The organism is Kitasatospora sp. NPDC001225, from assembly GCF_053597855.1.
This window is the reverse complement of record NZ_JBSFJC010000001.1, coordinates 162,206-180,314: the sequence shown is the minus strand read 5'-3', so window position 1 is coordinate 180,314 and position 18,109 is coordinate 162,206. Positions and strand designations below refer to the sequence as shown.

Here is an 18,109-nt window from a genome sequence, read left to right as displayed (position 1 = left end):
GTTCGAATCACTTGCCGGGTACGCCGGAGAAACGGAGAAGCCCCCGGCCGGTTGCCGGGGGCTTCTCGATGGTGCGCTCAGCAGGATTCGAACCTGCAACCTCTTGATCCGTAGTCAAGTGCTCTATCCGTTGAGCTATGAGCGCAAGGAACGGGCGAACCCGATCTTGCGGAGTTGAGTGCGCTCAGCAGGATTCGAACCTGCAACCTCTTGATCCGTAGTCAAGTGCTCTATCCGTTGAGCTATGAGCGCTCGCCCTGGTGAACGTTGCCGCCGGGGCGTTGCGGGGACAACATTACATGACCTGCGGCGTAGGACGAAATCGGTTGTTCCGGGCCCCGCCCGCCCCCTCCCGACCTCCTCCCGCGCGCCGCCGGGGCCGCGCTCCGGGCCGTCCCGGACCGCAGCCGGACCGCAGCCGGGAACGTGTCCGGGAACGCGAAGAGCCCCCGTCGACGAGATCGTCGACGGGGGCTCCCGACTGGCGGAGGCTGAGGGATTTGAACCCTCGATCAGGAATAACCCCGAAACCGCATTAGCAGTGCGGCGCCATAGACCGGACTAGGCGAAGCCTCCCCACAGGGATCGTACCCGCGCGAGCGGAGCCGTTCCGTGTGTCAGTGATGATGCCACAACCGTGGGGCTCGGCACCAACCGCCGCCAACGTTACTAGGCGGGTCGACTCCGCCGCAAAGAAGAATGAGATACTGCCGTCTCCGGAGGAGCTGCCCCGAGCCGAGGAGACCTGTCGACGTGAGCAGCAGGCCGATCCGAGGCGCTGCTCGCCTCGCCGCCATACTCGACGCCCTGCCCGACGCGTTGCTGCTGGTGAACAGCAACGGCACCGTCGTGGACGCCAACAGCGCGGCGGTCCAGGCGTTGCAGGCGCCGGGCACCTCACTGGTCGGCATGGGCGTGCTGGGTCTGCTGCCCGAGTTCGACCCCAGCCGCATCCCCGGCTCGATGCGACCGGCCACCCGCGACGGCGACGCCCTCGACCGCCCGGTCCGGATGACCGCCCACCGCACCGACGGCACCACCTTCCCGGTCGAGGTGTCCGGCAACGACTTCGCCGACGACGGCGACGGCCGCGGCTACGCGCGCTCCCCGTACGACTCGTACCGCGAGAACTCGCCCTCCTCCTCCGACCTGCTCCTGCTGCTGGTCCGCGACCTCTCCGGCCGGCTGGGCGTCGAGGCCGAGCTGCGCCGTCAGCACAAGCAGACCGAGATGATCCTGCGGGCCGCCGCCGAGGGCGTGCTCGGTGTGGACCTCGAAGGCCGCTGCGTGCTGGTCAACCCGGCCGCCGCGCACATCCTGGAGTACCGGGCGAGCGAGCTGGGCGGGCGCGAGCTGCACCCGCTGATCCAGCACTCCCGGGCCGACGGCACCCCGCTGGCGCTGGAGGAGTCGGCGCTGCTGGACACCCTCACCTCCGGGCGCAAGCACCGGGTGCGCGGCACCGTGCTGTGGCGCAAGGACGGCCGGCCGGTCACCGTCGACCTCACCACCGCCCCGGTCCGGGACGGCGACCAGCTGGTCGGCGCGGTGATGACCTTCACCGACCGCAGCCGCGAACTCGCCCTGGTCGCCCGCAACGAGCACCTCACCGCCGTCCTGGAGAGCGAGCTGGGCAGTGCCCTGAACGCGCTGAACGAGCGGCTGGACGCGCTCGCCGCCGACCCGGCCGGCCAGCTCTGGCCGGAGGCCAACTGGACGCTGCGCCGGCTGGCCGCCGAGTGCCGCCGGTACGGGAAGCTGATCGACGGGGTGCTCGACCACCAGCGCTGCGAGGCCGGCGAGAGCGGCGCCGCCGAGGCCAAGGACGGCAAGGACGGCAAGGAGCCCAAGGCCGGCGCCAAGGACGGCAAGGACGGGCCGAAGGCCGCGTCCCGGGTCCCGGTCGGCCTGGACAAGGTGGTCCGCCGGGCCGTCGAGGAGGCCGGCGAGCTGGTCGGCCCCGGCCGGGTGCGGTTCTCGGTGCACGCCGCCGCGGTCGAGGTGATCGCCGACGAGCGGCGGCTGGCCCAGGCGCTGGCCCACCTGGTCGCCGACGTCAGCGGCGTCGGACTCTCCCTGGACGCCCCCGTCGCCCCCTCCCCCGGTCTGACCGTGCCCGGGCTGAACGGCGCCGCCGCGCCCGCGCTGCCGCCCGCCCCCGAGCCGCCGACCGTCGTGCTGGCCGCCGCCCAGCGCGGCGAGGTCGCCCGGGTCGAGATCCGCGGCCCCGGCGTCGGCGGCAGCCCCGTCCACCTGCCGATAGCCCGCGCGGTGGTCGAGCGCCACGGCGGCGTGCTCCAGCCGCACGAGCTGCCCGGCAAGGCCGGCACCACGTACGTCGTCGAGCTGCCGCTGGACCCGGTCGCCGCGAAGGCCGCCGCCGAGCGCGCCGCCGCCGAAGGCCGCTCCGACCGGCCCAAGGAGAGCGACAGCGCCGTCCTGCCGGAGCTCCCGGGCATCCCGCAGCTGCCCAGCAGCGGCGAGGGCGCCGAGCCCGCGGCGGCCGACGAGCAGCCCGCTTCCGAGACCCCCGAGGCCGCCGCGGCCCCCGCCGCGGAGCGGGCGCCCGCCGAGGAGCCGCCCGCCGAGCGGCGCGGCCGCCGCGGCCGCCCGGCCGCCGAGACCCCGGCGTCCGACACCCCCGACGCCCCCGGCGTCCCCGGCGTCCCCAGTGCTCCCGGTGCTCCCGGCAACCCCGACATCCCGGCCGACCAGTGGCCGAACGCCCCCGCCCGGGTCGAGCGGGCCGTCCCCGAGCAGTGGAACGGCACCGGCAACGACCCCGCGTACGGCCGCCAGGGCCTGGCCGGGCCGAACGGCGCCCAGAGCGACCCGTGGGGCAAGGACGACGGCCGCTCCGGCCCCGCCTACGCCGTGCCCGTCGAGGGCCACCGGGCGCAGCCGAACCGCCCCGGCGGGCGCGAGCCGCTCGCCCTCGGTCCGGCCCCCGCGCCCGCCGCCCCGGACGGCACCCCGCCCGGCGGCACCCCGACCGCCGAGGCGGCCCAGGAGCAGGCCTCCGGCGAGACCAGGCACCGCCGCCGCCGCGCGCTGCCCTCGGCCGAGGAGTCCTCCGGCGGCTTCGCCCTGCCCGGGGCGGCCGACACCCCGGTCTACCCCGGTCTGGAGCACGCCCTGCCGGTCGGCCCCGCGCCCGCGCCGCCCGAACCGGCCGCCGCCCCGACCGGGCGCCGCCGCCGGCTGGCCGTCCCGCCGGGGCCCGGCCCGGACGCCCTGGTGAACGCCTCCGGCCCGTCCGGACAGGGAGGCCAAGGAGGCCAGGCCGGCCAGGCGCAGCCCTCCCCCGGCACCGCGCTGGCGCCCGCCCGGGCCGCGCTGCCCGCCGCCGAGGAGCCGTCCGGCCCGCGCCCGGTCGGCACCGGACTGGGCGAGCTCGCCCCGCCGCGCCAGCTCGGCCCGGTGCCCGCCGCCGCGCCGCAGCCGCCCGTCCCGGCCGACGCCGCCCGGACCGCGCCGCGCCCGATGGCCGAGCTCCCGCCCGCCGAGGAGCGGCCCGCACCCGAGCAGCCGTCGGCCCCGACCGGCGAGCTGGCCAACACCCGTCGGCTGCTGGTCTGGCCCGAGCCCGACCCGGCCACCAAGCAGGCCCTCCAGGCACGCGGCTACCTGCCGGTGATCGTCCGCTCCCGCGAGGAGGTGGACGCCCAGGTCCCCGGCTTCCCCGCCGCCCTCTTCGTCGACCCGCTGACCGGCCCGATCACCCGCACCGCGCTCCAGTCACTGCGCACCGCGGCGCTCAACCGCAGGGTCCCGGTGCTGGTCACCGCCGGCCTCGGCCAGGCCACCCGGGACGCCGCGTACGGGGCCGACCCGGCCGTCCTGCTGCGCGCCCTCGCACCGCGCGACGGCGAGCAGCACGCCCCGCGGGTGCTGCTGGTCGAGGGCGACCCGGACATCGCCGCCGCCATGATCAGCAGCCTGGAGCGGCGCGGCATGCACGTCGAGCACGCGGTGGACGAGAACGACGCGGTGGCCCGGGCCAGCAGCGTGCAGCCCAACCTGGTGGTGATGGACCTGCTGCAGATCCGCCGCCGCCGGGTCGGCCTGCTGGACTGGCTGCGCGCCAACGACCGGCTGCACCGCACCCCGCTGGTGGTCTACACCTCGGTGGACCTTGACCCGCGCGAACTGCCCCGGCTGCGCACCGGCGAGACGGTGCTGTTCCTCGCCGAGCGCTCGACCAGCGAGGACGTCCAGTCCCGGATCGTCGACCTGCTCGGGCGGATCGGCGCGATGGGCGAGGCGGGCGTCGCCGCCGCCGGCTGAGGCACGCCGAACACGTGGAAGGGCCGGCCGCCCCCGTTCGTACGGGGGCGGCCGGCCCTTCGCGCGGTCACTCCTTGCCGAGCACCGTGACGTCCAGCTCCTCGGCCGCGTAGCTGGCCCGGATCACCTTCTTGTCGAACTTGCCGACCGAGGTCTTCGGCACCGACTCCACGATCGACCAGCGCTCCGGCAGCTGCCAGGAGGCGATCCGCTCGCCCAGGAAGGCCTGCAGCTCCTTCAGCCCCGCGGTCGCGCCCGGGCGCAGCACCACGGTGGCCAGCGGGCGCTCGCCCCACTTCTCGTCCGGGACGGCGACCACGGCGGCCTCGGCCACGTCGGGGTGGGCCATCAGGGCGTTCTCCAGCTCGACCGAGGAGATCCACTCGCCGCCGGACTTGATGACGTCCTTGGCCCGGTCGGTGAGGGTCAGGTAGCCGTCGGCGGTGATGGTGCCGACATCGCCGGTGCGCAGCCAGCCGTCCTCGGAGAACTTGTCGTCCGGGCGGACCGGGTCCTGGCCGGCGCCGCCGTAGTACGCCCCGGCGATCCACGGGCCGCGCACCTCCAGCTCGCCCGCCGAGACGCCGTCGTGCGGCATCCGCTCGCCGCCCGGGCCGATCAGCCGGGCCTCGACGGAGGCCGGGAAGATGCCCTGGGTGATCCGGTACGGCCACTCCTGCTCGGGGGTGAGGCCGCCCGGCGGCTGGGCGAAGGAGCCGAGCGGGGAGGTCTCGGTCATGCCCCAGGCGTGCAGCACCCGGATGCCGTGGCGCTCCTCGTAGGCCTTCATCAGGGAGGGCGGACAGGCGCTGCCGCCGATGACCACCATGCGCAGGCTGGAGGTGTCGTAGTCGCCGGCGTCGAGCTCGCCCAGCAGGCCGGCCCAGATGGTGGGGACGGCGGCGCTGACGGTCGGGCGGACGGCCGCGATCATCTCGGCCATCGGCTTGGGCTGGAGGAAACGATCCGGCATGAGCAGGTTGGCGCCGGACATGAAGGCCGCGTGCGGGATGCCCCAGGCCTGGACGTGGAACATCGGGACCACCGGCAGCGCGGTGTCGCTCGGGGTGAAGGCGAAGTTGTCGCCGGTGTTGACCTGGAGGCAGTGCAGGTAGACCGAGCGGTGGCTGTAGAGCACGCCCTTCGGGTCCCCGGTGGTGCCGGAGGTGTAGCAGAGGACGGCGGCCTGCCGCTCGTCGATGTCGCGCTGCCACGGGTACTCGGTGGGCCGGCCGGCGATCAGCTCCTCGTAGTCGTGCACGCCGCCCGCGAAGCCGGCCAGCACCGAGCGGTCGCCGGGGCCGCTGACCACGATGTGCCTGAGGGTCGGCGCGAGGTCCGGCAGGACGGCGGCGAGCAGCGGCAGGACGCTGCCGTTGACGATGATCACGCGGTCGGCGGCGTGGTTGACGATGAACGACAGCTGCTGGGACGGCAGCCGCAGGTTCAGCGTGTGCAGCACGGAGCCCGCCGAGGGGACGGCGAGGTACGCCTCCAGGTGCTCGGCGTTGTTCCACATCAGCGTCGCTATGACGCTCTCCTCGGTGCACCCGAGCTCGTCGCGCAGGGCCCAGGCGAGCTGGGCGGCGCGGGCGCCGACCTCGGCGTAGGTCCGGACGACCGGGCCGGTGCCGTCCCAGGTGGTCACGGTCGAACGGCCGTGGACCGTGGACCCGTGCTCCAGGATTCGGGCGACGGTGAGCGGAACGTCCTGCATCGTGCTGAACACGGGTCCTCCTTGACCTGGCGGCACTGGGGGCTGCGCTCGCGGCACCTACCGGGCGGTAATGCGCGCGGACGTGCCCGATTGTGCCGCTCCCACCCCCTGCTGTCAGTATCCCGGCCCCGTTGCGCGGATCACGGATTCGTCCCGGTTCCGCCCCCGGCCCGCTCCCCGCCCTGGGCGGGGAGTGGGCCGGTGATCGGCGGCGGGTCTCAGCGGGCGGTCGGGCCGTCCACGTGGTTGCGGTCCACGGTGAGGGTGGCGCCGCCGAAGGTCTCCTCGACGTTGCCGTGGTACTGGTGGACGCGCTGGTGGAAGGTCCAGAGGTCGGGGGCCAGGGCGCCGGAGCCGTCGGTGTCGGCCTGGCCGTCCCAGCGGGCGTACCAGAGCGCGTCGGGCATCGGGGAGCCGCCGGCCCGGGCGGCGGCGGCGAGGTCCGCGATGCCGGAGTCGAGGCTGGAGTAGAAGCCGGAGCGGTAGCCGGCGGCGTGCAGGCCCGCCGTCCAGCCGAGGGTGAAGTCGACCACGGCCTGGCCGCAGGCCGGGTCGCGCAAGGGATAGGCCTCGATGTCCAGGTAGACCGGGCTGCCCTTGGCGAAGCCGAGCGCGCGCAGGGACCGGGCGGCCTCGTCCGCCTCCTCCCGGCCCTGCTCGACGGCCTTCCCCGGGTCGATCCGCTTGGGCTTGTGGCCCGGATCGGCGCACGGCGCCTGCAGTCCGACGTGCACCGGCAGGAACCGCCAGCCCAGCGCCCGCACCTGGCGCACCCACTCGGCGGTGAGCCGCGGCTGGCCGCAGCCGCGCTGGGAGCCGCTGGTGTAGACGCCGAGCGCCCCGTACGGGGAGGCGTCGCGCCAGGCCTTCAGGGTGTCGAGCGGCGGTGCGGTGCAGGCGTCGAAGGCGGGGCCGCTCCAGGTGTCGCGGGCCCGGGGCGGGCCGGACCGGTCGGGCAGCCTGACGGCCCGGATGCGGGGGGCGGCGCCGGCGGCCGGGGTGACGGCTTCGGCGTTCACGACCGTCCCGTCGGTGGCCAGCAGGAGCACGAGGGCGGCGGCGAGGAGGGCGGCGGAGCGGAGATGGCGCACCCCGCCTTGATACTGACGGTCCGTCGGACGACCGCGGCAGCCACGCCGCGACACCCGCGCGAGTCCACCCTTTCGGACGCACCCGTCCGTATCCGTCCCGATTTTTGTAACGAGCTTGCTGGTTCATCACTCCTTACGGCAAACTCACAAATATGCCCACCTCCCATACCAGCGAAACCCCTGCCGCCTCGTCGTCGGCTGCCGCCGTCGCCGAGGCCCTGGCCATGCCGCCCTCCCCCAAGGGCGAGCCCGCCGGCGAGCGGGGCAGCTGGCGACGAGGTGGGGCGTCCGGCCCCTCGGCGCCACCCGAAGTCCACCCCGGCCGGTCCACCGGCCGGTTCGGCAAGGTCCTGCGGCGCCCGGAGCGGATCCCGGCGCCGCTTCTCTGTCTGACCGCGATGTTCCTGGTGCAGACCGGCATCGCCCTGTCCAAGCCGCTGTTCGGCCCGCTCGGCGTCAGCGGCACGACCTTCCTCCGGCTCGGCTTCGCCGCCGTCATCCTGCTCGCCGTCACCCGGCCGAAGCTGCGCGGCAAGCGCCCCCGCGACCTCGCCGCGGCCGCGCTGCTCGGCATGGCCTCGGCCGGGATGACCTTCCTGTTCGCCGGGGCGATCGACCGGCTGCCGATGGGCACCGCCGCGACCATCGAGTTCCTCGGCCCGCTCGCCGTCGCCCTGGTCTTCGCCCGGCGCGCCAGCCACCTGCTCTGGGCGCTGCTCGCGGCCGCGGGCGTGGCGCTGCTGACCCTGCTCGGCGAGGGCGACGGCGGCGGATCGCTCGACCCGGTCGGCCTGCTGTACGCCTTCGGGGCGGCCGCCTGCTACGCCCTGTACATCCTGTTCACCGACAAGGTCGGCGCGGCCTTCCAGGGCTTCCAGGGCCTGGCGGTGTCGATGACGGTCGGCGCGCTGACGCTGGCGCCGTTCGGGCTCGGCCAGGCCTGGCACGGGCTGACCGCGCCCGAGGCCTCGCCGATGGCGCTGCTCGCCGCGGTGGCCGGGGTGTCGCTGCTGCTGCCGGTGATCCCGTACGCGCTGGAGATGACCGCGCTGCGACGGATGCCGCAGCGGGTGTTCAGCGTGCTGGTCAGCCTGGAGCCGGCGGTCAGCGCGCTGGTCGGGCTGGTGGTGCTGGGACAGCTGCTGGGCGCGCCGCAGCTGGCCGGGATCGGGTGCGTGGTCGCGGCCAGCGTGGGGGCCACGCTGACCGGGCGACGGTAGCCCGCGCCGGTTTGGCCCCCAGGACACCTTGGTGGCCTGGGGGCCTGGGGGCCCTGGGGACCCGGCGGCGTTACGGCGCTACGGCGTTACGGCCAGAGCAGGGTGCGCGACCACTCCGGGGAGCTGACCGGGCCGGTACGGGTGTAGCGCAGCCGGGTGTGCCGGCGCTGGGCGTCGCCCTGCCAGAACTCCACCTCGTGCGCCCACAGGGTGTAGACCGCGTGCCCGGGCGCGACCGCGTCCGGGTGCGCCTCCAGCCGGCGACGGGCGACCGCCTCCGCCTCGTCGTACTCGGCGACCGAACCCAGCGGCTCGCTCTGCCGCCCGACCAGCGCGCCGACCCGGGCGGCGGGCGAGCGGGTGGCGAACTCGGCGGCCGCGACCAGGTCAGCGGCCCGCTCGACGGTGCCGCGCACCCGGACCTGGCGGCCCAGCTGCGGCCAGTAGACGGTCAGCGCGGCGGCCGGGTGCTCGGCCAGCTGGCGGCCCTTGGGGCTGTCGGCGGCCGCCGAGAAGTTCCAGCCGGTGCCGGCCGCGTCGACGTCGCGCAGCACCAGCACCCGGGCGTCCGGCATGCCGTCCGCGTCGACGGTCGAGAGGGTGAAGGCCTGCGGGTCCAGCACACCGGCGTGCAGCGCGGTGGCGAGCCAGTCCACGAACAGCGGGCCGGGCTCGGCGGGGGCGGCCTGGTGGTCGAAGGACGGCAGCGGGCGGGCCATCGGCGGGCGGCCGAGCAGTAGTTCGGGGACGGACCTGGGCCCGGAGCGGTGCTCGTGGAGCGGCTCGGCCGACGGCTCCGGACGCGCGTCCGCCGCCGGCTCCGCCCCGGCTTCCGGTGCGGGCCTGGCCTCGTCCGGGCCGGTCAGGCCCTCCTCCTCCGCCGCCATCGCGCGCCCTTCCTTCCGATTGCCGCGGTCGCCGCCCCGGCCGGGCCGGTCCATCCGGGCCCGGGCACGTGGGTGCGCTGTCGGAGCGCAACCGTACCGCCGTGGGCCGACGGCTCCGGGCGCGGGCCCTCGGTGGACGGATCCGGGCCGGTCGGCGGGGGATTCCGGGGATGCCCGGCGGGGTGCTCCGACGGCGATGCGCGGCGGGGAGATCCGGCGGGGAGGCCTGGCGGGGACGTCCTGCGGGGACGCCCGGGCCGACGGCCGGGGAACCCGGGACCGGCGCCGGACACACTCGTGGGCGGTGCCGATGGCGGCACCGCCCACGAGACCGGTTTCGCGGTGACCCTTTCCGCAGGCCGGTCGTTGCGCTGTTCCCTCTGGTGGTGATGCGTCGGTGGTTCGGTGTCCGTTCCGGCCGTTCCGTTCCGGTCCGGGCCTGTCGGCGGCTGCTCAGCTCACCCGCCTCCACCCACGTCCGGCGCCCCCGCCTTCCGTGGTGCCCGGTGCCGTCACTCGGCCGTGCGGCCGGTCAGTTGAAGGTCGGGGCGACGACGACGTTGACGTCCTTGTTGCCCTGGCCTCCCTGGACGGTGCCGGTGTTGTCCTTCACCGCGATGGTGTTGTCCTGGTTCGTGGCGCCGGAGCCGGCGGCGGTCTGCTGGGTGGAGACGTAGTTGCCGTCGACCCCGCCGAACACGTTGCCGGTGCCGGTGTCGGAGACCGCCCCGGCGTTGGAGGCGCCCTCGGCGCCCGCGCCGTTGTCGGCGGCGGCAGCCCCGGCACCGGCCAGCAGCAGGCCGGCCGCGAGCGGGCCGGCGAGTAGGAGCCCGGCTGTTCGACGGGGGTGGGTGCGAGCCATGAATGCCTCCGGGAAGCTGCTTGTCGCGCAATGGTCGATCAAGGTGCGCAAGGTTCGTCGACCGGACGAACACCTGCGGGCTGCGACGCCGGAAGACAGACTTCCGCAACAAATCGACAAAGCGCTAGCTCACACGGCGAATTTCGCCCGTTTGCGTGATATCCACCCGGGCCGCGCATGACGGCCGGGAAAACGGAAAACGCGGCGAGATACCCCGTCCGAGCTGGGACTTCACCCGTACGGCCGCTGGTCGATGGTCGATCCGGGGGACGGCGCGGCACCGTCACACGATCCGCTGGGCGCACCACCCTGGCGCGTGCGAACCGCACACGCGCCCCTGGAAAAGTTCGGTCACCCTCCCATGTCGACTTTCCCGGTCATGAAAAGGCCGTCGGATGCCACACCACGACGGCAGAGGTTCGGACGTGCGGTCCCCGCCGAAATACTTCAGTGAAAATCAGATCATCTTGCCGGGATTCAGAATTCCCAGCGGATCGAAGACCGCCTTCAGCTGCCGTTGCAGGTCCAACGCCACCGGGCCCAACTCACGGGCCAGCCAGTCCCGCTTCAGCAGCCCCACACCGTGCTCCCCGGTGATCGTGCCGCCCAGCTCCAGCCCGAGCGCCATGATCTCGTCGAAGGAGCGCTGGGCCCGGGCCGTCTCCTCCTCGTCCGAGGCGTCGAAGATGACGATCGGGTGGGTGTTGCCGTCCCCCGCGTGACTGACCACCCCGATGGTCAGCCCGTGCCGCTCGGCGATCACCGCGACGCCGTTCAGCATCTCCGCCAGCCGGGAGCGCGGCACCGCCACGTCGTCGATCATCGTGGTGCCCAGCCGGTCCAGCGCGGGCAGCGCCATCCGCCGGGCGGCCAGCAGCAGATCGGACTCCGCCTCGTCCTCGGCCGGCACCACCTCCGTCGCCCCGGCCTCCCGGCACAGCCGCGCGACCCGGGCCAGCTCGGCCACCCGGTCCGGCCCGTCGAAGGCCACCAGCAACAGCGCCTGGGTGGACTCCGGCAGCCCCATCCGCCCCAACTCGTTGACGGCCCGCACCGAGACCGCGTCCATCAGCTCCATCAGCGACGGGGTCAGACCCCGAGCCATCACCTCGCAGACCGCCGCCCCGGCCGTGTCCGCGCTCGGGAACTCCGCCGCCAGCGCCAGCTGCGGGGCGGGCGCCGGCCGCAGCGACAGAACCGCCCGGACCACCACCCCGAGCGTCCCCTCCGAGCCGACGAACAGCCTGGTCAGGTCGTACCCGGCCACGCCCTTCGCCGTCCGACGGCCGGTGGACAGCAGCCGCCCGTCCGCCAGCACCACGTCCAGCCCGAGCACGTACTCGCTGGTGACCCCGTACTTCACGCAGCAGAGCCCACCGGCCCCCGTACCGATGTTGCCGCCGATCGTGCAGGACTCCCAGCTGGACGGATCCGGCGGATACGAGAGGCCCAACTCCTCGACGGCCCTGGACAGTTCGGCGTTCACCACACCGGGCTCGACCACCGCGATCCGGTTCACCGGGTCGATCTCCAGGATCCGGTTCAGCTTCACCAGCGACAGCACGACGCAGCCGTCCACCGCGTTCGCCGCACCCGACAGCCCGGTCCGGGCGCCCTGCGGCACCACCGGGACGCGCAGCTCGGTCGCGGTGCGCAGCACGTGCCGCACCTGCTCGACCGTCTCCGGGAACACCACCGCCGCGGGCTGCCCGGCCGCGCAGAAGCCCGCCATGTCGTGGCGGTACGCGGCGGTCACGTCCGGGTCCACCACGACGGCCCCGTCCGGGAGGCCCTGCACCAGTCGGTCCGTCAGATCACTCATCGCCGCCTCCACTCACCGCCCGACCGCCTCCACCTCCGCACTCTGCCCGGACGGCAGGGGGCGGGCAAGTGGGCCACGGGAAGGGGCGGGCACCGGGGCTGGCGGCAAGGGCCGCCGTACGGGGAGGTGCCGGCCGGATCCCGGGGCCGGCGCGGGCGACCGGTCGGCTCAGGCCCGGCGGAGGGTCGGGGTGGCCAGGGCGGTGAGGCCGGCGGCGGCGGTGGCGAGGGCGCAGAGGAGGGTGGGCGGGGCGGCGCCCGCCGCGTCCGCGAGCAGGCCCAGCAGGGCGTTCGAGAGCACCAGGGCCAGGCTCTGCACGAGCGTCAGCAGGGCCTGGACCCGCGAGAGATGGGTCGGCGGCGCGCCGGTCAGCACCAGCGGGCCGAGGTGGCAGGCGAAGAGCCCCGAGCCGAGGCCCGCCACCGTACTGCCGGCCACCGCCGCCACCGGCCCCGCGGCCAGGGCCAGCAGCGCGATCCCCGCCGACGCCGTACAGAGCCCGGCGGCCGCCCCCACGCCGGCCCGGGGCAGCGCGCCCCGCCGGGCGACCAGGACGGCCACCGCCAGTACCCCGGCCGCCTGCCCGCCGCTCACCAGTCCCGCCGTCCCGGCCGACCAGCCGTGCGCCCGGGCGAGCAGCGGGCCGAGCAGCGACACCACCGGCAGCAGCGCCCCGGCCGCCGCACCGGTGAGCAGCAGCGCGGCCCGCAGCAGCGGGTCGGCCAGGGCGAGCCGGACGCCGGACGCGGCCTCGCTCAGCAGGCCGGCCCGCGGACCGGACGGCCCGTCCGCCCCGGGGCGGACCCTCAGCAGGACCAGCAGCACGACCCCGAAGCTCACCGCGTCCGCGAGTGCCGCGCCGGGCAGCCCGCCGGCCGCGACCAGCAGGCCGCCGAGCGGCGCCCCGAGCAGGACGGCGCCCTGCCCGCCGGCCTGCCGCAGGGCGAGCGCCCGGGGCAGCCGGTCGGCGGGCACCAGCCGGCGCGGCATCGAACCGCTCGCCGGGAGGTGGAAGGCGTCGACCGTCCCGATCACGGCCGCCGCCGCGACCAGGAGCCAGAGCGGTGTGCTCCGCTCGGCCGCGACCAGCGCCAGCGCGGCGGTCGCGACCAGCATCACCGTGTCCCCGACGAGCATCACCCGACGGGCGCCGAACCGGTCCGCGACCGCGCCGCCCAGCAGGACCAGCGCGGTGCGCGGCACCGTGACCGCCGTCAGGACCAGCCCGGCCGCGCCGCCGCCGTGCGCGGAGGCGGCCCAGCCGAGGGCGAAGTACAGCGCGGCGTCGCCCAGCAGTCCGGCCTGGACCCCGGCCAGCCAGAGCAGGTACGTCCGGGGCAGCGCGGCCCGCGAACCGACGGCGGCGGTGGCAGCGGCAGTGGTCATGCCGGGTGACGCTAGGACCCTCGACCGGGTCGAGGGCAAGCCCGGCTACCCGCGGACCACCGGCTCCTGGAGCTCGGTGACCCACCCCGCCGGGTCCTCCGGGCACTCCAGGTACAGCTCCCGGGCGTAGCCGGCCGAGCGGTAGCCGTTCTCCTCGATGAAGCGGGCCAGCTCCTGGCCCGCGCCCAGGACCTCGTCCATCGGGCCGCGGTGCACGATCGTCGCCGCCTCCCCGATCGGCGGCAGGTCGACCACCTCGAAGTCGTGCGCGCCCGCCCGCACCGACGGGCCGACCGGGACGGCGGCCCCGACCAGCACCGAGCCGTTGCCCTCCGGGGCGTCCTGGTAGTGGGCGATGGACGGGCCGGTCGCCTCGATCCCGGCCCCGGCCAGCCGCCGGCACAGCTCGGCGAACAGCGGCCCGATCACCGGCCCGATGTCCTCCGGCTCGTAACTCGCGGCCACACCGGTCAGTTGGGCCACCTGGACGGACGGCACCGGCTTCACCACGACATCCCGCACGGACATGGTCCCCTCGCTCTCGATCGTCCGGAGCCTCGCCTCCACCCGGGCCAGCCGCAGCTCGTCGGCCGCGATCGCCGCGGCGAGCTGGGCCCGCCGCAGCCGCAGCATCCCGCGCAGCTCGGCCGCGTCCACCCGCTCGTCCAGGACGGCCCGCACCTGCTGCAGGGTGAACCCGAGCTCCTTGAGCGCGATCACCCGGTTGAGCCGGGCCAGTTGGGACGCCTCGTAGAAGCGGTAGCCGCTGACCGGGTCCACCCGGGCGGGCCGCAGCAGCCCAATCGCGTCGTAGTGGCGCAGCATCCGCACCGACACCCGGCCGTGGCTGGCGAAGTCTCCGATGTTCAACATGGTGCGACCACTCCACCCCCTGCCACCGTGTCAGGGTCAACCCCCGCCCCGCCCGTGGCCCGGGAAACACCGAGGGCGGGTGCCGAGTGGTCTCGGCACCCGCCCTGAGCAGGTGGTTCTCCTACCGGCGGAGAGCGTGGGATTCGAACCCACGGTACGGGGTCACCGCACGACAGTTTTCAAGACTGTTCCCTTAGGCCGCTCGGGCAGCTCTCCAGGCGGAGGTCAGCCTAACGGGTCCGGCGGGGTTCGGTGCACACGTTTCGGTGCGGGCGGGGGTTACGGCTGGTCGCCCTCGCGCTGGCCGAGAGTGACCTTGGTGGTGAGGGTCTGGCCGTTGCGGGTGTACTCGACGTCGACGGTCTCGCCGGGCTTGTGCGTCCAGATCCGGCTGACCAGGGCGGGGCCGTTGTCGATCGGGACGCCGCCGAGCTTGGTGATGACGTCGCCCGGCTTGAGGCCGGCCTTGTCGGCCGCGCCGCCGGGGGTGACGGCGGGCTGGCCCTGGATGTCCTTGGTCTGGATCTGCGCGCCGTCGCCCTTGTAGTCGTCGTTGCGCAGCACGTCGAGCTTGGCGTAGACCGGCTTGCCGGTCTTGATCAGGGTGTCCGCGACCCACTTGGCCTGGTTGATCGGGATGGCGAAGCCCAGGCCGATGCTGCCGGCCCGGCCGTTGGCGGAGGCGTTGGACTGGATCGCCGAGTTGATGCCGATCACCGCGCCGCCGGAGTCGAGCAGCGGGCCGCCGGAGTTGCCGGGGTTGATGGAGGCGTCGGTCTGCAGGGCGTTCATGTACGAGGCCTGCGAGCCGGTGTCGTCGCCGGAGGCCACCGGACGGTCCTTGGCGCTGATGATGCCGCTGGTGACGGTGGACTCCAGGCCGTACGGCGCACCGATCGCGACGGTGGCGTCGCCGACGTTGACCTTGTCGGAGTCGGCCAGCGGCAGCGGGGCCAGCTTGCTCTTGGGCGGGTTGTCGATCTTGACCACGGCGACGTCGTAGCCCTCGGCGTGGCCGAGCACCGAGGCGCTGTAGGAGCTGCCGTCGGCGAACTTGACGGTCAGTTTGCCGCCGCTGAGGGTCGGCGCGACGACGTGGTTGTTGGTGAGGATGTGGCCCTCGGTGTCGAAGACGAAGCCGGTGCCGGTGCCCGACTCGCCGTTGCCCTGCGCCTTGATGGTGACGACGCTGGGCAGCGCCTTCTGCGCGATGGCGGCGATCGAGCCGGGGACGGGCTCGTTCTTCTGGGTGTCGCTGGCCTGGACGGTGGTGCTGCGGTGGTCGTTCGCGGAGCTCCTGCGGTCGGAACTGTCGGAGACGGACACGCCGAGCGCGCCGCCGGCCACACCGGCGACCAGCGCGACGGCCGCGATCAGGGCGACCAGGCCGCCGCGCTTCTTGCGCGGGCCGCCGGGGCCGCCCGGACCGCCGGGGTACTCCGCCGGGTAGCCGAGCGGGCCGGCCGGGCCGCCGGGGTAGCCGGCGCCGCCGGAGGTGGAGTCGTGGGTGGGGCCCCAGCCGCCGAGCGGCTGGCCGGCCCCGAAGGGGTGGTGGCCGTGCGCGGCGGGCGCGGCCGGAGCGGCGCCGTACCCCTCGTGCGCGCCGGCGGCGGGGACGCCGTGGGTCGGGGTGGCGTACGGGTTGCCGGCCGGCGGCAGGGCCGGGGCGGCGGGGGCGGCGGCCACCGGGGCGGGCGGAACGGGCGGCAGGACCGGCGGCGGCGCGTCGATGTAGCCGGTGGCCGGGTCGACGGCCGGCTCCTCGACGGCGAGTACGGCGGGTGCGGCGGGTGCCACGGGCTCGGCGGGTGCCTCCGGTGCGGGCACCTTGGTGAAGGCGACGGTGGGCTTGTGCCCACCCCCCGCCGGGACCTCCTCGGCCGGAACGGCGTCGGCGGACGGCGCCGCCTCGGCGGCGGCGGCCTCGACCGCGCCCGCCTCCGGCTCGGGCACCCGCCGGAACGCCATGGTCGGGTTGTGCCCGCCCTGAGCGGGGCCCGCGGCAGCGGACTCGGCCGCCCCCGGCCCGGCGGGCTGCTCCCCCTGCGGCCCGGTGGGCCCAACCTCGCGCTCGGTGCTCACGGACGACCTCCATAGCTGGCAGAACCAAGGACCATAGTTTTTCGCACTGTCGATTCGTTTGCCGTAAGGACCCCTCTGAAGAACTCATAAGAATCCTTAGCCGGCACCGACACCGGCACTGGCGTCAGCACCCACAGCGGCACCGACACCGGCTCCGGCACCCGTACCGACGGCCGGGGCTCCCCTCCCCGTCGGGCGTCCGCGATGCGGACCGCCCCGCCCTCGGCCTTGGGCGTCGGCACCCGCGCCGGTTAGCCTGGCGCTCCAAACTGACACGCGGGAGCTTGGACCCACCAGGCTGAGAGTGCGCATGTCGACCGTACGCCACACGAGTGACGGACGTTCGAGGGGGCGCTGACCGCCGGAACCTGTCCGGGTAATGCCGGCGTAGGGAGTATCGGCCATGCCGCCTGCTTCGCCATCCTCTTCTTCGGGTACGAACGCCTCCGACTCCGGCGCGAACGCCCCCGCGCCGGGCGCGACCGCCCTCCTGGAACGCGCCGAGCACGTCGAAGCGCCCCTGGTCCTGGACACCGAACCGCCGCGCACGCTGCGCTTCCGGGACCACTTCGCGCTCTGGATGAACCTGGGCGTCAGCCTGATCGGCTTCTCCACCGCCGCCACCGTGCTCGGCGCCCCCGGCAGCGAGCTGTCGCTGGCCGCCGCGGTGACCGCGATCACGATCGGTACGGCGGTCGGCACCGCGATGCTCGCCGTGGCCGCGCTGATCGGCGCCCGCACCGGCGCCCCCGCGATGGCGAACCTGCGCGGGCTGTTCGGCACCCGGCTGTCGTACCTGCCGACGGTGCTGAACATCGTGCAGTGCATCGGCTGGGGCGTCTTCGAGCTGCTGACCATCTCGGCGGGCGCGCAGACCGTCGCGCACACCACCGGCTACCGCTGGCTGTTCGTCCTGCTCGCGGGCGCGCTGACCACCGCGCTGACCATCTGGCCGCTGGGCTCGATCGCGGTGCTGCGCCGCTTCGTGGCCGGGGCGGTCGCGGTGGCGATGGTGTACTTCACCGTCCAGTTGGGCCGCCAGGGCGTGCCGGACCCGGGCGCGGGCAACTGGCACGGCTTCCTCGGCGCCACCGACGCGATGATCGCGGTGTCGGTCTCCTTCGTGCCGCTGGCCGCCGACTACACCCGGCACTCGCGCACCCCGCGCTCGGCGTTCTGGGGCAGCTTCTCCGGCTACACGGTCGCCCAGGTCTGGTGCTACGTGCTCGGCCTGATGGCGCTGCTGCAGTCGGACGGCGACCCGAACCGGATCTTCGACTCCTTCCTCGGGGTCTGGGCCGGCTGGCTGTTCCTGCTGGTGCTGGTGCTGCGCGAGACCGACCAGTCCTTCGCCAACGTGTACTCGACCGCGATGTCGGTGCAGAACCTGCTGCCGAAGGTGGACCGCCGGGTGCTCTCCGGCGCGATCGGCGTGCTGATCACCGTGCTGGCGCTGCAGATCGACGAGTTCACCGACACCTACTACGGCTTCCTCGGCCTGATCGGCTCGGTGTTCGTGCCGCTGCTGGCGGTGCTCGTGGTGGACTACTTCCTCGGCGCCGGCCGGCGCGGCTGGAACCTCTCCGCCGACGCGCCGTCCCGCTGGCTGATGCTGCTGCCGTGGGCCCTGGGCTTCGCGGTCTACCAGTTCATCGCACCGACCAAGGTCGCGGGCTGGTGGACGGACTTCTGGACCTCCGCCCAGGAGGCGCTGCACTTCACCCCGCAGGAGTGGACCTCGGCCTCGCTGTTCGCCTTCCTGGTGCCGGCCCTGGCCACCTGGGCGCTCACCCCGCTCGGCCGCCGCGCCGTCCGGGGCTGACGGAGCGGAGGGAGCGGGGGCCCGAGCGGGCCCCCGCAGGTGCGCAGACGGCCCCACAGG

At 74.7% G+C, this 18,109-nt stretch carries 12 protein-coding genes, 4 tRNA genes and 1 riboswitch; of the genes, 4 read left to right on the top strand and 12 right to left on the bottom strand.

Features of this window, described 5'->3' with window-relative positions; genetic code table 11:
* Positions 1 to 69: 69 nt before the first annotated feature.
* The 3 genes from ACWDCZ_RS00790 to ACWDCZ_RS00780 all read right to left on the bottom strand — a co-directional run bounded on the left by ACWDCZ_RS00790 (position 70) and on the right by ACWDCZ_RS00780 (position 576).
* Positions 70 to 145 (bottom strand) — tRNA-Arg (locus ACWDCZ_RS00790).
* A 34-nt stretch (positions 146 to 179) separates the two neighbouring features.
* Positions 180 to 252 (bottom strand) — tRNA-Arg (locus ACWDCZ_RS00785).
* A 230-nt stretch (positions 253 to 482) separates the two neighbouring features.
* A tRNA-Ser gene (locus ACWDCZ_RS00780) sits at positions 483 to 576 on the bottom strand.
* 177 nt (positions 577 to 753) lie between these two features.
* On the opposite strand from ACWDCZ_RS00780, the gene ACWDCZ_RS00775 reads away from it, so the two are divergent.
* Positions 754 to 4,287, top strand: coding sequence for a PAS domain-containing protein (locus ACWDCZ_RS00775; protein WP_449814842.1), 3,534 nt, complete (start codon positions 754 to 756; stop codon positions 4,285 to 4,287).
* A gap of 67 nt (positions 4,288 to 4,354) precedes the next feature.
* Here ACWDCZ_RS00775 and ACWDCZ_RS00770 read toward each other — a convergent pair whose 3' ends face one another.
* Together ACWDCZ_RS00770 and ACWDCZ_RS00765 are read right to left on the bottom strand one after the other, a co-directional pair.
* Positions 4,355 to 6,016, bottom strand: coding sequence for a long-chain fatty acid--CoA ligase (locus tag ACWDCZ_RS00770; RefSeq protein ID WP_449814841.1), 1,662 nt, complete (start codon positions 6,014 to 6,016; stop codon positions 4,355 to 4,357).
* Positions 6,017 to 6,222: 206 nt separating this feature from the next.
* Positions 6,223 to 7,095: a DUF1906 domain-containing protein gene (locus ACWDCZ_RS00765; protein ID WP_107086553.1), complete on the bottom strand. Its 873-nt coding sequence runs from the start codon at positions 7,093 to 7,095 to the stop codon at positions 6,223 to 6,225.
* A 152-nt stretch (positions 7,096 to 7,247) separates the two neighbouring features.
* On the opposite strand from ACWDCZ_RS00765, the gene ACWDCZ_RS00760 reads away from it, so the two are divergent.
* Complete coding sequence (locus ACWDCZ_RS00760) at positions 7,248 to 8,315, top strand: EamA family transporter (protein ID WP_198959328.1); 1,068 nt, start codon at positions 7,248 to 7,250, stop codon at positions 8,313 to 8,315.
* 86 nt (positions 8,316 to 8,401) lie between these two features.
* Here the strand turns inward: ACWDCZ_RS00760 and ACWDCZ_RS00755 are convergent, their stop codons facing one another.
* Both ACWDCZ_RS00755 and ACWDCZ_RS00750 read right to left on the bottom strand, forming a co-directional pair.
* Positions 8,402 to 9,202, bottom strand: coding sequence for a pyridoxine/pyridoxamine 5'-phosphate oxidase (locus ACWDCZ_RS00755; RefSeq protein WP_234348562.1), 801 nt, complete (start codon positions 9,200 to 9,202; stop codon positions 8,402 to 8,404).
* Positions 9,203 to 9,734: 532 nt separating this feature from the next.
* Positions 9,735 to 10,064, bottom strand: coding sequence for a hypothetical protein (locus tag ACWDCZ_RS00750; protein WP_049656286.1), 330 nt, complete (start codon positions 10,062 to 10,064; stop codon positions 9,735 to 9,737).
* On the opposite strand from ACWDCZ_RS00750, the gene ACWDCZ_RS00745 reads away from it, so the two are divergent.
* Complete coding sequence (locus ACWDCZ_RS00745) at positions 10,063 to 10,245, top strand: hypothetical protein (protein WP_143204509.1); 183 nt, start codon at positions 10,063 to 10,065, stop codon at positions 10,243 to 10,245. The genes ACWDCZ_RS00750 and ACWDCZ_RS00745 overlap by 2 nt on opposite strands.
* A 276-nt stretch (positions 10,246 to 10,521) precedes the next feature.
* Here the strand turns inward: ACWDCZ_RS00745 and ACWDCZ_RS00740 are convergent, their stop codons facing one another.
* The 5 genes from ACWDCZ_RS00740 to ACWDCZ_RS00720 form a co-directional block, all read right to left on the bottom strand.
* A complete protein-coding gene (locus ACWDCZ_RS00740; RefSeq protein WP_375875092.1) occupies positions 10,522 to 11,886 on the bottom strand; it encodes an FAD-binding oxidoreductase in 1,365 nt (454 codons plus the stop codon).
* A 168-nt stretch (positions 11,887 to 12,054) separates the two neighbouring features.
* Positions 12,055 to 13,272: an MFS transporter gene (locus ACWDCZ_RS00735; protein ID WP_449814840.1), complete on the bottom strand. Its 1,218-nt coding sequence runs from the start codon at positions 13,270 to 13,272 to the stop codon at positions 12,055 to 12,057.
* Positions 13,273 to 13,317: 45 nt separating this feature from the next.
* Positions 13,318 to 14,145, bottom strand: coding sequence for a MerR family transcriptional regulator (locus ACWDCZ_RS00730; protein ID WP_449814839.1), 828 nt, complete (start codon positions 14,143 to 14,145; stop codon positions 13,318 to 13,320).
* 128 nt (positions 14,146 to 14,273) lie between these two features.
* Positions 14,274 to 14,361 (bottom strand) — tRNA-Ser (locus tag ACWDCZ_RS00725).
* 63 nt (positions 14,362 to 14,424) lie between these two features.
* The gene (locus ACWDCZ_RS00720; RefSeq protein ID WP_449814838.1) at positions 14,425 to 16,227 is read right to left on the bottom strand and encodes a S1C family serine protease; all 1,803 of its coding nucleotides are present in this window, start codon (positions 16,225 to 16,227) and stop codon (positions 14,425 to 14,427) included.
* Between the two features lie 266 nt (positions 16,228 to 16,493).
* Positions 16,494 to 16,638: riboswitch (TPP riboswitch) on the top strand.
* Here ACWDCZ_RS00720 and ACWDCZ_RS00715 point away from each other — a divergent pair.
* Positions 16,631 to 18,049: a purine-cytosine permease family protein gene (locus ACWDCZ_RS00715; protein WP_079271981.1), complete on the top strand. Its 1,419-nt coding sequence runs from the start codon at positions 16,631 to 16,633 to the stop codon at positions 18,047 to 18,049. It overlaps the preceding riboswitch by 8 nt.
* Positions 18,050 to 18,109: the final 60 nt, after the last annotated feature.

Excerpts from the sequence above, each read along its gene's own strand:
- ACWDCZ_RS00740 (WP_375875092.1), bottom strand. The coding sequence starts at position 11,886 with ATGAGTGATCTGACGGACCGACTGGTGCAGGGCCTCCCGGACGGGGCC.
- ACWDCZ_RS00750 (WP_049656286.1), bottom strand. The coding sequence starts at position 10,064 with ATGGCTCGCACCCACCCCCGTCGAACAGCCGGGCTCCTACTCGCCGGC.
- ACWDCZ_RS00730 (WP_449814839.1), bottom strand. The coding sequence starts at position 14,145 with ATGTTGAACATCGGAGACTTCGCCAGCCACGGCCGGGTGTCGGTGCGG.
- ACWDCZ_RS00760 (WP_198959328.1), top strand. The coding sequence starts at position 7,248 with ATGCCCACCTCCCATACCAGCGAAACCCCTGCCGCCTCGTCGTCGGCT.
- ACWDCZ_RS00745 (WP_143204509.1), top strand. The coding sequence starts at position 10,063 with ATGAATGCCTCCGGGAAGCTGCTTGTCGCGCAATGGTCGATCAAGGTG.
- ACWDCZ_RS00755 (WP_234348562.1), bottom strand. The coding sequence starts at position 9,202 with ATGGCGGCGGAGGAGGAGGGCCTGACCGGCCCGGACGAGGCCAGGCCC.
- ACWDCZ_RS00715 (WP_079271981.1), top strand. The coding sequence starts at position 16,631 with ATGCCGCCTGCTTCGCCATCCTCTTCTTCGGGTACGAACGCCTCCGAC.
- ACWDCZ_RS00735 (WP_449814840.1), bottom strand. The coding sequence starts at position 13,272 with ATGACCACTGCCGCTGCCACCGCCGCCGTCGGTTCGCGGGCCGCGCTG.